We start from the raw sequence: 16,123 nt of genomic DNA on the forward strand, positions 1-16,123 counted from the left end.
AACATAAAAGATAAATATAATGAAAGAGAAAATAAGCATCCTGACATCAACCTGCGTTCCTCTGCCTTTGGAAAATGTGGATACAGACCAGATCATTCCCGCCCGTTTTCTGAAAGCAACCACACGCGAAGGATTCGGCGACAATCTTTTCCGTGACTGGAGGTACGATAAAACGGGCAACCCTAATCCCGACTTTGTGCTAAACCAGAATACTTATAAGGGGCAGATACTGGTAGCCGGAAAGAACTTTGGTAGCGGATCGAGCCGCGAACATGCCGCATGGGCGATAAGCGGATATGGTTTTCGCGTGGTTGTTAGCAGCTTCTTTGCCGATATATTCAAAAATAACTCTATGAACAACGGCCTTTTGCCGGTTGTTGTATCACCGGAGTTCCTTGCCGAAGTTTTTGCTTCTGTAGGGGCAGATCCTGCAGTGACACTGACGGTAGATTTGCCTCGGCAGACCATTACCAACAATGCCACCGGCCATAGTGAGCACTTCGACATCAATGCTTACAAAAAGGACTGTCTTGTGAATGGCCTGGACGACATCGATTATCTCCTGGCCAACCAGTCTAAAATAGAAGCCTACGAAAGGGCACGCAGATGACGCAGAACACGCAGACTGACGCAGATTTTTTATTTAAAGAAGAGACGGACAAGATAATTGGTGCGTTTTATAAAGTGTATCGTTCTTTAGGATATGGATTTCTGGAACGCGTATACCAGAATGCTCTGTTCTTTGAACTGCATAAACAAGGACTCGATTGTAGAGCGCAATACCCGATTAATGTGTATTATGAGGGTTCTTTGGTGGGAGAGTACGTGGCAGACATTATTGTAAATGGCCATATTATACTGGAATTAAAAGCCGTGAATGAATTATGTTCGGAACATGAATCCCAATTGTTGAATTATCTAAAAGCAACGAAAATGGAAGTTGGTCTTTTATTAAACTTCGGTTTTCGCCCTCAGGTAAAACGTAAAATATTCAGGAACGAAAATAAATAAATCTGCGTTTGTCTGCGTTATCTGCGCAGTCTGCGTCCGGTAAATAGAAACTGATATATGATAGAGATAATGGATACAACTCTCCGGGATGGGGAACAGACGTCGGGCGTTTCTTTTTCGGCACGCGAAAAGCTGAGCATTGCAAAAATGCTGCTTGTCGAACTTGGTGTCAACCGGGTAGAGATTGCTTCCGCCCGTGTTTCGGATGGAGAGTTTGAGGCGGTCAAAGAAATAGCCCACTGGGCGGAACGTGCCGGAAGGCTGGGACAACTTGAAGTGCTGGGCTTTGTTGACGGGACGGTTTCGCTCGACTGGATCGGTTCTGCCGGTTGCCGTGTGATGAATCTGCTTTGCAAAGGTTCTTACAAGCACGTTACCAAGCAACTTCGTAAGACCCCCGAACAGCACATTGCCGATATCCGTTCGGTCGTATCGAATGCTGCCGAAAGGAATATCGATGTAAATATTTATCTGGAAGACTGGTCGAATGGGATAAAGAACTCCCCCGATTATGTATTCCAATTGATAGACGGACTGATGGATTTGCCTATTTGCCGTTTTATGCTGCCTGATACGCTGGGCGTGTTGAATCCGGGTAATACCTTCGAATATTGTAAAATGATGGTGGATCGTTACCCTCAGTTGAAGTTCGACTTCCATGCGCATAACGATTACGATCTGGCAGTGGCGAATGTCTATTCTGCAATTCGTGCCGGCATTCGCGGCATCCATACAACAGTGAACGGTTTGGGCGAACGTGCCGGAAATGCGCCGCTCAGCAGTGTGGTGGCAATGCTTAAAGACCAGTTGGATGAAGTGAGCAGTGTCCGCGAAGAACGTATTAACCATGTGAGCCGTTTGGTCGAGACTTATTCGGGTGTACATATCCCGCTCAATAAACCAATTATAGGCGAGAATGTTTTTACACAATGCGCCGGCGTGCATGCAGACGGGGATAGTAAGAATAATCTGTATTGTAACGAACTGCTTCCCGAACGTTTTGGGCGTGTTCGCGAATATGCATTGGGTAAGACATCCGGCAGGGCAAATATTCGTAAGAATCTTGAAACCCTGGGGATCGATATGGATGAAGAAGCCATGCAGAAGATTACCGAGCGCATCATCGAACTGGGAGATAAGAAAGAGATGGTTACTCCTGAAGACCTTCCGTATATCATTAGTGATGTGTTGCATCATGATGCGATGGCAGATCAGAAGATACGGATATTGAATTATTCTTTATCTTTGGCTCAGGGACTGAAACCGGTTGCAACGTTGAAGATAGAGATTGATGGTGAGGCGTATGAAGAATCGGCTTCCGGCGACGGTCAGTATGACGCTTTTGTACGCGCTTTACGTCGCATTTATGCAAATCTTGGACGGCCGTTTCCGATGCTGACGAACTATTCTGTAACGATTCCACCCGGTGGGCGTACCGATGCTTTTGTGCAGACTGTCATTAGTTGGAATTATGCCGGGGTAGATTTTAAGACACGCGGATTGGATGCAGACCAAACGGAAGCAGCCATCAAAGCAACTCTGAAGATGCTGAATAAAATAGAAGGCTAAATTGTCTAATTAAAATTATAGGTATTATGAAAAGGTTAACTATTGCGCTTGTAGCGCACGATAATCGTAAGGCGGATATGGTTGAATGGGCAGTTCACAATGCTACATACCTGTCACATCATCATTTGGTTTGTACCGGAACTACGGGCGGTCTTGTTAAAAAGGCACTTGAAGAAACCGGGGCTATAATCGATATGACACGGATGCATTCCGGTCCTTTGGGGGGTGATGCGGAGATCGCAGCCATGGTAGTTCGCAAAGAAATAGATTTGGCCGTGTTCCTGATTGACGACCTGAATCCACAGCCACATGAAGCAGACATTCAAATGTTGCTTCGCCAATGCCGTGTTCATAATGTACCTATCGCTTGTAACCGTTACAGTGCGGACCTGATGATTACAAGTTCTTTGTGGGATGATGATTCTTATGTTCCTACAGAGCCTAAGTATGAATATTTCAAAAGAGAATAACAAAATACTAACGTAATGAAATTGAATATTGCTGTATTGGCAGGAGACGGGATTGGTCCCGAAATAGTAGAACAAGGCATGAAAGCTGTAAAAGCCGTATGCCGGAAGTTCGGACATGATTTGAGTTATAAGGAGGCATTGGTTGGTGCTTGTGCTATTGATGCGGTAGGTAATCCGTACCCCGATGAAACACACGAACTGTGTATGCAGAGTGATGCGGTTTATTTCGGAGCTATCGGTTCTCCTAAGTATGACAATAATCCGTCTGCAAAGGTTCGTCCGGAGCAGGGCTTGCTGGCTATGCGTAAAAAGCTGGGCTTGTTTGCAAACATTCGTCCGGTGACAACATTCCCTTCCTTGATCCATAAATCGCCCCTTCGTGCCGATCTGGTGGAAGGTGCAGACTTTATGTGTATCCGTGAGCTGACCGGAGGTATGTACTTCGGGCGCCCGCAAGGACGTAGCGAAGATGGCAACACGGCTTATGATACATGTATTTATACTCGCGAAGAGATTGAACGCATTGTACGTCTGGCATATCAGTATGCACAGAAACGCCGTAAAAAAGTAACTGTTGTAGATAAAGCTAATGTTTTGGCTACTTCCCGTTTATGGCGCCAGGTATCACAAGAGATAGAAAAAGAATTTCCGGATGTGGAGACGGAATATATGTTTGTGGATAATGCAGCTATGCGTCTGATCCAATGGCCAAAGAGTTTTGATGTCTTGGTTACTGAAAACATGTTTGGCGACATCCTGACGGATGAAGCCTCTGTTATAACAGGTTCGTTAGGTATGCTTCCTTCGGCTTCCATAGGTGTACATACATCTGTATTTGAACCTATTCACGGTTCATATCCGCAGGCAGCCGGAAAAAATATAGCTAATCCGTTGGCTACTATCCTGAGTGCCGCCCTGATGTTTGAATATGCCTTCAATCTGATGGAAGAAGGAAAAGTGATCCGTGAGGCTGTCGCTGCCTCTATGGATGCCGGTGTGGTGACGGAAGATATTTCACAGAATGGCAAATCATATTCTACCAGTGAAGTAGGAGACTGGATTGCCGAACGAATCAGTAATTAAAAATAGGGATTTGGAAATGGCGGTGTGTCAAAAGTCGGAATTAGTGAACGCACCGCCATTATTTTATTTTGTCATTTTCATTAACTCTTCAATCACAGCCTTATCGTAACCCATATCTAATGCTTTTTGGAAGTCGAGAGCAGCCGGCTCTTTTTCATATTGGGATAGTTTTATCTTACCTCGCAAAACATAAAGTGCAGCACTGGGAGTACTTTCAACAAACACCCGGTTTATATCAGCCATGGCGCGTGCATTCTTCCCCATCATAAAGTAAAGGTCGGCACGGCCTTCGTATAAAATCCAGTCGCGGGGCATTTCATTAATCAGATAGTTGAATATGCGTTCGCTCTCATCATAATTGCCGCGCATTTTTTCAAGGATCGCATGCCCAAGACGGCCGCGTACAGACTTTTCGTTTACTTCCAGGATTTTGTCGAAATCCTGTTCTGCCCAAATGAAGTTTTTTAATTGTATGTAAAGTAATCCCCGGCAATAAAGAGCTTCCTGGTGGGTTGGATCGATAAGCAGAAGGGTTGTGTAATCGTTCAACGCCTTCTCAGTTTCTCCCAATTCGGAATATAAGGAAGCTCGATTTTCCAGAATTCCTATATTTTTAGACTGGCGGCTCAATGCGGCGGAATATGAAGTGAGAGCCTCTTCTAATTTACCTTGCCTGCGTTGAATTGTTCCCAGATTTGAAAGCAGTGCATAGTTGGTAGGATTTCCTGGCTCTAAACGCATTGCCGCTTTCAGACTTTCTTCAGCAGATACTAAATCGTTCTTATCCAGGAAGTCATAGCTTTTTTTTATGTATTCTTCGTATGTTTGGGCGTAGACATTGCCTACAAGTAAGAATAGAGCTGCAAATATGCTAAGGATTCTCATTCTATTATGTTTAATCTGTTATTTGATTTGCCGCAAATCTACATAATAAATTAATCTTTTAGCTGGAATAAAAAAACTTTATACCTTTGCTACAATTTGTAATAATTTTATTCGCTAAGAGTTAAATATAGTATAAGAATTAAATTTAAAGGATATGTTATTATTAGATGCTACAGAAACTGCTACGAAGCTGGAAATTGCTTTGAGGTCTCTTGTTGAACAAGGATCTACTTTGGGCTGGACACTGATAAAAGCTTTTTTGGTTTTTATAGTTGGCCGGTTAGTTATTAATTTGATTAATAAGTTGGTTCGCCGGATATTGAATAAACGTGATATCGACCTTTCTGTTAAGACATTTGTCGGTAGTTTAGTAAATGTTGTTCTTACGATATTGTTAATTATCTCGGTTGTAGGAGCATTGGGAGTACAAACAACATCGTTTGCAGCTTTGCTTGCTTCTGCCGGTGTTGCAGTCGGTATGGCTCTGAGCGGCAATTTGTCAAACTTTGCCGGCGGTTTAATTATTCTTCTTTTTAAACCTTATAAAGTAGGAGACTATATTGAAGCTCAGAATGTCGGGGGAACGGTGAAAGAGATACAAATTTTCCATACGGTTCTGTCTACTGCTGATAATAAGATAATTTATATTCCAAACGGTTCGTTAAGCAGTGGGGTAGTGACAAATTTTAGTCATCAGACAAGCCGCCGTGTAGATTGGACTTTTGGAGTTGAATATGGAAGCGATTTTGAGAAGGTAAAGTCCGTAATAGAATCTGTCTTGGCTAAAGATTCGCGTATATTGTCTGATCCGGCAGCTCCATTTATTGCATTAACGGCATTGGCAGATAGCAGTGTAAATATTGTTGTACGCGTGTGGGTGAAGAGTGCTGATTATTGGGGTGTTTATTTTGATATAAATCAGGCTATTTATGCAACGTTTAATGCCGAAGGTATTGGATTCCCATTCCCTCAGCTTACTGTACATCAGGCGAAAGATTGAGGGATATGTACTCGAAATGAATCTTTTTGTTCATAAACCAATAGACTTGGTTAGATCGAATAGATTTTTTCCTATAGATGATCGAAAAGATTTATCTTTGTGTATCAAAATTTAAAAGATATATAATCGGCAGAAGTAAATCATTCTGTCTGATAAAAGATATTTCAGGGCTTTTATTTTATTACTTTAGTATTATTTGGTTATAAAAGGAACGATTTTAAGCCCGTGGTCTCTTGATTGCGGGCTTTTCATTTTCTCAGAAAGAAATCATCGGGATCATTTTTTGAAATCATCGGGATGATATTGAAAAATGATCCCGATGATTTGGATATAAAGATATGTACATGCGCGTACATTATATTATATATTGGAATATCCGCTTAAATACACCACTGTTGAGTGTTTTGTATAAGGAATCGACAATTTCGTACACACTATGTTGTTTTGTTGATAAGAAAGTATACTAAAAGAGAAAAAAACACAAGAAATGGATTGCAGATATAAAAACAATGCTTACTTTTGTTGGCAAGATTAGATGAATTACATCCCTTGGTATGTTTTGATGTGAGGGATATTTTTAGATTAAAGAACTTATTTACTTAGTATTAATATAAATTATTTGAATTATGAACAAGAGATTTTCTACTCTTTTGGCCATTGCTCTGATGGTCGGTGGATTATCAGCAAGCGCACAGTTTACGCCCGGTAACGAGGTTGCGACTAAGCTTGCTCCTGCTGACAAGTATTACCACATTAAAGCCGGCGCCGGTTCTTATCTTTCTGTTATAAAAACAAAAGCAGGTGATAAGGATAGTTTGGTTACGAAATCTGTTACAAAAGGCGATTTTTCTGAAGTTCCGGCATTGGACTCTGTGATGTGGAAGTTGAACTTGACAGTTCAGCCAACATCAGGCGACTCTATCTATACTTTCGAGAACAAGGTGACAGGTACTGTTCTTAGTGTTGAAAACAATAAGGAAGTTGTTGGAATTGTAAAAGATGGTAACAAAGATTGGTCTTGGAAGGCTTGTACGGCTGGAGCTACCTCTACTATTACTTATAAAGTGGGCTCCGATGTATTCTCTTTGGATACTGTTGTTGACGGAACAGTAAAGGTACAGAAGAATGCTGCTGCAGCTGTTGCATGGAATGCAGTAGAAGTTGCAGATATGCCTTTGAGTGCAGAACAATTGAATGAAGCTAATGGTACTTATTTCAAATTAGCATTCAATAATGATGTTGCTGATAATGTATTTACAAAATATCAGATTAAAGCGATTGCTGTAAATGCATCTCAAGTAAATACTTCTGATAAATTAAAAGCAGATGTTACAGGATTTACTCCTGGAGATTCAGTTATGTTGCGTGTAATCGGTGCTCCGGGTTTGAAGTCTAAGTGGAATGATAAAGTGATGAACGATTCACTGTTTATCATTGCTGATACAGTTCGCCACAACGTAGCTTCTGCTTCTTGGAATGAAGGTGCCGGTTTCAAATTTGGCTTGGATACATTGACTAATGTAACAAATCAGGATCCTGCTTATGGTGGTGTTTCTGATACAGTAGCTGCTAAGGGTCGTAATATCTCTACTTATTTGTTCAAATTTATGATTAACAAAGGTAGAATTGCCGGTGACTCTTTAATCGTTTCTACAGCAACTTCAAAAGTTGATGTGGCAGCTAATACAACTGCTGAAAAAGGAATTACCCCTTCTTATGTATCTTGGGCTTATATTGCAAACGGTTCAAAAGTGTTGTCTACTGCTGCTGTTGATGCTGCAAATATCGATCTTCCTGGTATCGAATTTATGGTAGGTACTAAATTTACAGGATTAGATGCTGCCAAGAAGTATTATATTAAGGTTACTACAGGTGACAATAAAGATAAATATGTTGTTATTAATTATCCGTCTACAGCTAAGGCATTCGGTGCTGCTTCTCCTTATGTAGCTTCTACTCAGTGGGCAGTTGAAAAATTAGCTAATGGTAATTATAATATTTTCAATCGCGAACTTAAAGATGAAAAGTTTGCAAATGGTATGGCTATCTATGAAGATGGTGCAAATGGCTATAAGATGGTGAATGGTGCTTATTCATTTATATTCGAAGAAGCTCCTGCAACTGACGAATTCGTAGGTTATAAACACTTTACAGCTGCTGAATTGAAGAACTTGTCTGTAGCATTGCAATTCAACTCTTCTTTAGGAACTGATGCTATGGTATATGTAAAAGACTCTATTTTACATGCAGCCGCTGATGCTGATGCTACTACATTCAAATTGAAAGTTGCTAATGCAGGTACAGTTAAGTTCGGTGATAACTTGACTCGTGAAGCTTATATTTTAACTGAATTCTTAGGTGATAAGGTTCTTGGATATGATAGAACTAATGAAGTGTTTAAGTTGACAAAACGTGCTGACGGTAAGAGAGATACTGTGGCTGTTGTGTTCCGTGCAACTCCGGTTAAAGATCAATATCAGTTGATTACTTTGATGGGTAGCGATGTATATGATGCAAATAATATGAAGACATTTGACAACACTGTATTGTTTAATGTTGATACATTGCAAGCTACTTTCTCAGGAACAGAAGCTAAGATGGTTGCTGCCAAAGTAAATTCTCAAGTGTTGGGTACATTTACTGTAACTACTCCTGACCTGCCTGAATGGGTAAATGTTTCAAATAGTACTCCTGCTCACATGACTATCAATTCTGCAGCTAACAGCTCATTGGCTATTACAATGGCTGCCGATGGTTCTGGCGTATTGAAGGGTGAATCTGATTTGAAGGCTGGTTATGCTGCTGACGACTTCAAGTTGTATGTTGATACTGCTTGTATGGAAAATGTTGCTGAACCTAAATTCTATTTCACTACAACAAGAAATGTTGATGCTGAAAAGATTGAAGAAGGCATTGCTAATTATATGATTGTAAACAAAGATAATAAGGTTGTGTTCGTTGAAGCTAAACAATATGGTATTGGTAAAGATACTTTAATCGTTGGTAAAGACTCAACAATGGCACCTAAGGCTCAGTTTATGTTTGCTAACACTAAGACTGCTGGTGAATATAAAGTTTACAACGTAGGTTCTGCTTCTTATTTGAGACAAGTAAATGGTGCATTAGTTCTTGATGTTGCAGCTAACGCTCTGCCTGTTACAGTAACAACTGTTGATACTCCAACCGGCAACGAATCAACAGAAGCTAACACTATCAGTGTAGTAGCTGGCGAAGGTAACGTAACTGTTTACGGTGCTGCTGGTAAGGCTGTAACTGTATCTAACGTATTAGGTCAGAAGACTACAATAGTTGCAACTTCAGACAGTGAAGTGATTGCTGCTCCTCAGGGTGTTGTAATCGTAGCTGTAGAAGGTGAAGCTGCTGTTAAGGCTGTTGTAAAATAATTGAAAACTAAATAGGTTTATCCTATTCATAGATTCGCCCCACCGGAAAACCGGTGGGGCTTTTCTGCTTGTGCATATAGCAAACCTTGCACCAATCCTCCTATTTGTTATAAGTCGCTAAATTGCTGTTAACGCAGCTCACATCGAGAACATTTTTGTAAAGCTTCTTGTTTAGAGGTTGATTGTATAAATAAAATCTATATGTATATGAACAAAAAATGTACTCTTTTGGCTGCGGCTGCACTTATGGTTGCAGGCGTATTCACGGCTAATGCGCAAGGTTCTGTGCCTCCTGTCGAATGGACGGCCGGAAACTACTATTATTTACAAGATGGTAGTAACTATTTGGCATTGAGTGGAGACAAGGCTGACTCTGTGATTGTTAAGACTATTGATCTTGCAACTGCAACAAAAGCTTCGATTGACTCGGCTTTATGGCAAATAACGAATGCGGGCACAACAATTGGCGGTACTGCTTACCAGTTTACCAATAAGGCAACCCAAGCCGTGTTGTCTTTTGCTGCTTCTGCAGATGCAGTGCCTAATTTGGCTGCTGGTATTGATAAGTGGTTATTTACAGATGGAGGTGCCATTAAGGCTTCTTACGGAAATAATCAGCTAATGGCGCTATATGTAAATGGTAGTGATTTAGAACTGTCTTCTGCATCTACATCAAACTTTACTGTTGCGCTTCCTCCTGCTTCTTTGAAGCTTAACGCCGAAGAATTAGGTAATGGCTTTTCTGTCTTTCAGTTGATGTTTGACGGTACTTATGGTGGTAACATTTTTGCAGGCCAGGAAATCTTAGCGAAAAACTTGACTGCTGCAGATGAAGGCTATATGACATTGCAATTGCAAAATGACCAGTCTTTCCCGGATGGTACTCCTAAATACTTTGGTGTGGATACAACAAAGACTGTTATAGCTGGAGCTACCGGTGTATTTGGTGCAAACTTTGCATTGGATTCAACTTATGCTCAAAGCAGTTTACATACAGTAGGTAATGCAGACTTCCAGAAGTTTAAATTTACAATTAACCTGAAGAATGATTCTTTGGCTATGTTTGTAAAAGATGCTCCTACTGTAAATGCAAGTCCTATTGGAATATTAGGCGATTCTGCACGTGTTGTGTATGCAAGTGTTGGTTCTACAAAAGTGTTGACTGTCGCAAACTTGGTGGCAACTACGCCTGCTCCTGCACAAGGAACAGCACCTATGATTACTGTTAAAAGAGGTACGCCTTCTACTATTCCTACAGGAACAGGTGTTTACTATCTGAAGAGTGCCGGTTTGAATACTGCAGGTGAGTATTGGGTATCTACTTCTGCTTCTGTTCCTATGATGTCTGCCGATTCTTTGTCTGCATTCCAGGCTAAAGGACAGTGGTATGTATTGGAGAACAATGGTAAATATAGTGTTGGTAGCCGTTATGATGGTACCGATTTCGGAATGAACAAAGAAATCTTCCCGGTACAAGGTATGGCTAATACATATACTATTTCAGGCAGAACCGATTCTATCACATTTGTATATCAGAAAGATATAAACTTTGATGATAAATTCTTAGGTGTTCGTCATTTTACAGTTTCCGAAATTGCAGATAACGGATATCAGTTAAGTGCTGTTGCCGGTTTGGGTGTTGGTAATTTGCCGGTATTTGCAGCAGATTCTATGTTGCGTGCTAAAGCAGGCAGCTCAGAAACTCCAATTGCATTTAAAGTTGCTATTGTACAGGATTCTATACCTAATGTAGGTGAAAATACGGGTGCAACCAGCTTAGGTGATAAGTTGTATACGGCTACTTATAAATTGGCTCAGCAGTTTACTAACGATTCTGTAGCCAACAATGTAGAACCTGACAATACAGGTTTGGTACTGACTTCTACGGCAGGTAAAGCTCTTACATTTACATTTGTAACCGCTTTGGAAGGTGGCAAGTATAAATTGACTACAGGCGCTGATTTCGTATCTTTGGATATCAACAATGCAAATCTGATTTTGTCTGATAAGGTTGCATACTTTGATTTTACTGCCGTAGATGCTCCCGAATATGCTTCATTTGGAAACAATCATAAGCAAATTGGTACAAATGGAAAATATCTGACAATGAATCCGCTGAATTTCTATGCCGAAGTTAAGAACGAAGGCCAGGAAATCTTAAAGGCTGATTATAGTGCCGATAACTTTAGTTTGTGGGTTGAAAAAGCAGACACGGTAATACCTGGTAAGAGCCTGTATTATGTTTCTTCTGCTTTGCATGCTCCGGAAACTGCAACTGCAGACGCAGCTACCCGCTACTACCTGGTTTCATTGCGCGATTCCAATAAGACATTTGTTAATAACAATGTAACTTATTACCGTGCAGGCTTTATAACAAGTGATACGATTAAGACTATGGCCGACAGTCCTGCTTTGTTTGCTTTCAAGACCGCTTCTGATGGTGGTTATCTGCTGGAAAATCAGAAAGAACTGAATCGTACGCTTAGCGGTGGTAATGATTTCCATACTCCGTATGTGGGCGTAGTTAATAATGTAGTTGTAATGTCTAACGTAGGTGCTCCGTTTACTGTGGATAATACATCTGCCCCTACCGGAAATGAAGATGTTGCGGTTTCTGAAATCGTGATTACCGGCGGTACGGATAATGTTACAATTTACAATGCAACAGGCAAGAAGGTTACTTTGACTAATATTTTAGGTCAGGTTATCGCTACTGTAACAGCTACTTCCGACAATTTCACCCTGCCTGCAGGAAAGGGTATCGTAGTTGTATCTGTTGAAGGCGGAAACGCTCAGAAAGTAATCGTGAGATAAGTTACCTGTCTCTATAAAATAGTAGAGCCGTATGGAAGCCCTTCGGGAGCTTGCCATACGGCTCTTTTTATGAACAGTTATTCAGATGCTAACTTTATATCAATACGGTCTGCATTTATCTGCAAAGGTTTACGATTTATCCAGCTTGTTCTTTAGGTAGCTCATGCGTTTGTTTGCTTTTTCCGTTTCTTTACGCATGTTCTCAATGTCACTTAATACGGTAGCCAGATTATAAGTCTCCACGATGGCTTTCTTGTCTCCATCGGCTATATAGATGACGTATGGCTTTCCTCCCGTATAATCTACTTTGATCCGTTCTTTTTCGTTTGTAAAGATGAATTTTACAGCATCGATGCCATTATCGCCTTTATAAGTAACCACTTCCGTTGTATTGCCCAGATCCTGGAAACGGTAGTTTACTCCGCCATCGTATGGTATTGAAGCTGTTTCTGCAAACATACCGTCTTTAGTACTGAGCTTAATCCCGGTATGTTCTATCGGGCGGCTGCCGAAATAGACGCTTGCCAGATACATTTCACCTTTTTCGTTTACACCGCAACGGATATAACAACGTTTCAAGTTACGTTCTATCGTTTGCTGTTTCCATATATAGTTGCCTATTTCTTCGTAGACACTGTCTTTCTCGAAAGTGAATTTTTTGGCCAGGCTGTCGGCTTCGTGTTGTTTGACAGGCATCATGCTGTCACAGAAGGCAAGCGTGCGTTCGGCCTCTTTATATTCGATCCGGCGCATTAATGCGAGACTTTCTTTTAGTATTTTATATTCTTTGGGATAGTTGGCGCGTATGCTGTCTATTTCGTTCTTGGCAGAGAACAATTCGTTACGTTCGTACATGGCACGTGCTTTATCCAAATGGGCTTGTGCTTTTTTTTCCGTATCGTTGCATCCTGCTAAAGTGAGAGCAGCTAGTGCTATGCAAACGGCTGTCTTTTTCATCTGTAATTCTCCTTTTGATTTTATTTCAAGTTGCAAACTTACAGAAAATATGTCTGATTATTTGCGTATCTTTGTACCATTTTATTGACATATATGTATATAGAGCAAGAAGATATATTGAAACATATTTCGGCAAAACCGTTCCGCATTATTTCGGAAGCGGCCGATGAATTAGGTGTCGAAGCGTATGTAATAGGTGGTTATGTGAGAGATATTTATCTGAACCGCACGTCTAAAGATATAGATGTCGTTGCTGTTGGCAGCGGAATAGAACTGGCAAAGAGTGTTGCAAAAAAGTTAGGGCGCGGGGCGCACCTGTCTGTGTTTAAGAATTTCGGGACAGCCCAGGTTAAATGTGGCGATTTGGAATTGGAATTTGTTGGTGCACGGAAAGAATCATATAGCCATGACAGCCGTAAACCGGTAGTGGAAGACGGGACACTGGAAGACGACCAGAATAGACGCGACTTTACGATTAATGCTCTAGCCCTTTGCCTGAATAAAGACAGGTATGGAGAGTTGGTTGATCCTTTCGGAGGACTGGATGATATGGACGACTTAACTATCCGTACGCCACTCGACCCGGACATCACCTTTAGCGACGACCCATTGCGGATGATGCGTGCCGTACGTTTTGCTACTCAACTGGGCTTCTTTATTTATCCCGATACATTTGATGCTATTATACGTAATAAAGACAGGATTTCGATAATCTCGAAAGAACGTATAGTGGATGAGCTTAATAAGATAGTGCTCTCTCCAAAGCCTTCTATTGGTTTCGATCTGCTTGACAAGTGCGGGCTTTTACCTCTTATCTTTCCCGAATTATGTGCTTTAAAGGGAGTGGAGACGAAAGAAGGTATCGGACATAAAGACAACTTTGCACATACCTTAATGGTGTTGGACAGATTAAGTAAGACCACGGATAATTTATGGTTGCGATGGAGTGCCATCTTCCATGATATAGCTAAGCCGGCAACAAAGCGGTTCGACAATCGTTTGGGCTGGACATTCCACAACCATAATTTTATAGGCGAACGTATGATTCCGGGTATTTTCAGGAAAATGAAGCTTCCGATGAATGAGAAGATGAAGTATGTCCAGAAAATGGTTAGCCTGCACATGCGTCCTATTGCCTTGGCGGACGACGAGGTGACCGATTCTGCTATCCGCCGTTTGCTTTTTGATGCCGGCAACGATATTGATGATTTAATGAAGCTGTGTGAAGCCGATATAACGAGCAAGAATCCTGAGAAAGTACGCCGCTTTCTGGCAAACTTCCGGTTGGTAAGGGAGAAACTTGCAGAAATAGAAGAGAAAGACCGTGTCCGTAATTTCCAGCCGCCGGTATCGGGCGAAGAGATCATGAATACCTTTGGACTTCCGCCTTCGCAGCCGGTAGGAGTGATTAAGGAGGCTATAAAGAATGCTATCCTGGATGGTATTATCCCTAACGAGTACGAAGCCGCCCGTTTATTCATGTTGGAAAGGGCCGAAAAGATGGGGCTTATGCCGCACTAACAGCAACGGAGCGTGTCAAAAGAAGCCATTACCGGACACAGCGAAATACTCCGGATGTTCCCTTGCTATGTAATGGCTTTAGCCTGGTTTTAGTTACCGTCCGCTTCAGCGGACGGCTTAAAGAAGGTTCTCTTTGTAGGCTTTAGCCTAAGTTCGGTTGCCGTCTACTTTAGTGGACGGATTAAGGGATGTACATTCCTGTTGGCTTTAGCCAAATTTCTTTCCGGTTGGGCTAAAGCCCTTGAAAGGGGAGAATCTACTGCCTCCGTCGGTTGAAACCGACGGCAATTGAAACCAGGCTAAAGCCATATTCTATCCATTGATCAGATATCCCGGACACAGCGAACATAGCCATTGCCGGTGCTCGTGTAGTAGTAATCGTAATTGCCATAGTTGAAGCCCAGTCCGCAGCGTATGCCGGCACTGCCATTGTAGACCGAACTACTCCAGTAGGTGTAGCTGATGAGGAACGCAGCGAAGCCGCTTGTTGCTTCCAATGCCGCCTTATTCTGATACATACCTTTTAACTCTATAAAAGTAGGAACACGCCAACCTGTACCTAATCCATTACAATAATCAGTAGCAGACCGATGAGTAGAAGCACTGCCACGCTCTGTTTTCTCAACCTCGAAAGAATAAGGCGTATTTACAGTAGCGGTAGAAGAAACGCCCATATAATCGGAACCCGTACCGGAAGAAGCGCCACCATCGTAATTGAAAGGTGGATAATTAGTTAAATCACTTCCTATCCAAGTTTTATATGTATTGGCCAACGGTTGATTAACCGATACCCACACAGAAGCCACGCTGTGCCATATCCGGGGATCGTCATTCTTATAATATAGGTTGCCACTACTATTCGTTACATAGTTTCTAATGAATTCGAGTGAATTGTTGATGTTTACTGTCAGCGTGTAGTTTGTGTGTCGGCGTAGCGAGAAGTCGCTTACATCGCTGCTTTTGCCCATAAAGACGTCGAAGTGGCATGTGTAGGCATCGTCTGTTGCGAGGGTTTTGCTTCCCGTCAGCGTTACCCTCGCAGCATCGGGTGCTTTCAGTCTGTTTCTTTCGGTGGCGTTAGTGGCCGAGTAGCCGGATTGTACGTTTTCTCCTACATACCAGGTTACGGTGTTAGCATTTACGGAGGTGGAGTTCTCCACTCCTGCGGTGTTAGTGTTGCTTCCTGTTCCGTCGTAGTTGTTTTTTGTTCCGAAGCACTTTTTTCCTGCGTTTACGAGTTGGATTCCTGTGCGCGGTATGTTTCCTCCGCCTTGTGAGCTGTAGGGTATGGAGAAGGTCTGATTCACTACTGTTACTTTCGCCAGCGTGCGGTATAATGAGACAGAAACAACGCCATCAAAAGAACCGGATGATAGATTGGCCGTTGCCGTTCCGGCGTAGGGTACGTC

General features: G+C 41.9%; 11 protein-coding genes and 1 pseudogene. 9 read left to right on the forward strand and 3 right to left on the reverse strand.

The window, feature by feature from the left end:
* Nucleotides 1–19 precede the first annotated feature (19 nt).
* From leuD to leuB, 5 genes are read left to right on the forward strand one after another with little or no spacing between them, the layout of a single operon-like run.
* A complete protein-coding gene (leuD, locus tag C4S38_RS04000; RefSeq protein WP_103982641.1) occupies nucleotides 20–610 on the forward strand; it encodes a 3-isopropylmalate dehydratase small subunit in 591 nt (196 codons plus the stop codon).
* Nucleotides 607–1,011, forward strand: coding sequence for a GxxExxY protein (locus C4S38_RS04005; protein WP_103982642.1), 405 nt, complete (start codon nucleotides 607–609; stop codon nucleotides 1,009–1,011). Before leuD ends, C4S38_RS04005 begins: the two co-directional genes overlap by 4 nt.
* 57 nt (nucleotides 1,012–1,068) lie before the next feature.
* Nucleotides 1,069–2,580, forward strand: a complete 1,512-nt coding sequence (locus C4S38_RS04010) for an alpha-isopropylmalate synthase regulatory domain-containing protein (RefSeq protein WP_200817941.1) — start codon at nucleotides 1,069–1,071, stop codon at nucleotides 2,578–2,580.
* 26 nt (nucleotides 2,581–2,606) lie between these two features.
* Nucleotides 2,607–3,050, forward strand: coding sequence for a methylglyoxal synthase (locus C4S38_RS04015; RefSeq protein ID WP_099464206.1), 444 nt, complete (start codon nucleotides 2,607–2,609; stop codon nucleotides 3,048–3,050).
* A 15-nt stretch (nucleotides 3,051–3,065) separates the two neighbouring features.
* Nucleotides 3,066–4,133: a 3-isopropylmalate dehydrogenase gene (leuB, locus tag C4S38_RS04020; protein WP_099464205.1), complete on the forward strand. Its 1,068-nt coding sequence runs from the start codon at nucleotides 3,066–3,068 to the stop codon at nucleotides 4,131–4,133.
* A gap of 63 nt (nucleotides 4,134–4,196) precedes the next feature.
* Here the strand turns inward: leuB and C4S38_RS04025 are convergent, their stop codons facing one another.
* Complete coding sequence (locus C4S38_RS04025) at nucleotides 4,197–5,018, reverse strand: tetratricopeptide repeat protein (protein WP_099464204.1); 822 nt, start codon at nucleotides 5,016–5,018, stop codon at nucleotides 4,197–4,199.
* 154 nt (nucleotides 5,019–5,172) lie between these two features.
* Here C4S38_RS04025 and C4S38_RS04030 point away from each other — a divergent pair, with 154 nt between their 5' ends.
* From C4S38_RS04030 to C4S38_RS04040, 3 genes are all read left to right on the forward strand, one after another.
* Complete coding sequence (locus tag C4S38_RS04030; protein WP_099464203.1) at nucleotides 5,173–6,018, forward strand: mechanosensitive ion channel family protein; 846 nt, start codon at nucleotides 5,173–5,175, stop codon at nucleotides 6,016–6,018.
* 626 nt (nucleotides 6,019–6,644) lie between these two features.
* Complete coding sequence (locus C4S38_RS16260; protein ID WP_103982643.1) at nucleotides 6,645–9,422, forward strand: DUF6383 domain-containing protein; 2,778 nt, start codon at nucleotides 6,645–6,647, stop codon at nucleotides 9,420–9,422.
* A gap of 207 nt (nucleotides 9,423–9,629) precedes the next feature.
* The gene (locus C4S38_RS04040; protein ID WP_103982656.1) at nucleotides 9,630–12,236 is read left to right on the forward strand and encodes a DUF6383 domain-containing protein; all 2,607 of its coding nucleotides are present in this window, start codon (nucleotides 9,630–9,632) and stop codon (nucleotides 12,234–12,236) included.
* Between the two features lie 129 nt (nucleotides 12,237–12,365).
* On the opposite strand, the gene C4S38_RS04045 is transcribed toward C4S38_RS04040, so the two are convergent.
* Nucleotides 12,366–13,193, reverse strand: a complete 828-nt coding sequence (locus C4S38_RS04045; RefSeq protein ID WP_103982644.1) for a hypothetical protein — start codon at nucleotides 13,191–13,193, stop codon at nucleotides 12,366–12,368.
* A gap of 93 nt (nucleotides 13,194–13,286) precedes the next feature.
* Here C4S38_RS04045 and C4S38_RS04050 point away from each other — a divergent pair, with 93 nt between their 5' ends.
* The gene (locus C4S38_RS04050) at nucleotides 13,287–14,714 is read left to right on the forward strand and encodes a CCA tRNA nucleotidyltransferase (RefSeq protein ID WP_103982645.1); all 1,428 of its coding nucleotides are present in this window, start codon (nucleotides 13,287–13,289) and stop codon (nucleotides 14,712–14,714) included.
* 323 nt (nucleotides 14,715–15,037) lie between these two features.
* On the opposite strand, the pseudogene C4S38_RS04055 reads toward C4S38_RS04050, so the two are convergent.
* Nucleotides 15,038–16,123: pseudogene (locus C4S38_RS04055) on the reverse strand (DUF1566 domain-containing protein); the annotation flags it as partial.

Origin of the sequence: Parabacteroides chinchillae, from assembly GCF_900108035.1 — a bacterium.
Classification (GTDB): Bacteria; Bacteroidota; Bacteroidia; order Bacteroidales; family Tannerellaceae; genus Parabacteroides; species Parabacteroides chinchillae.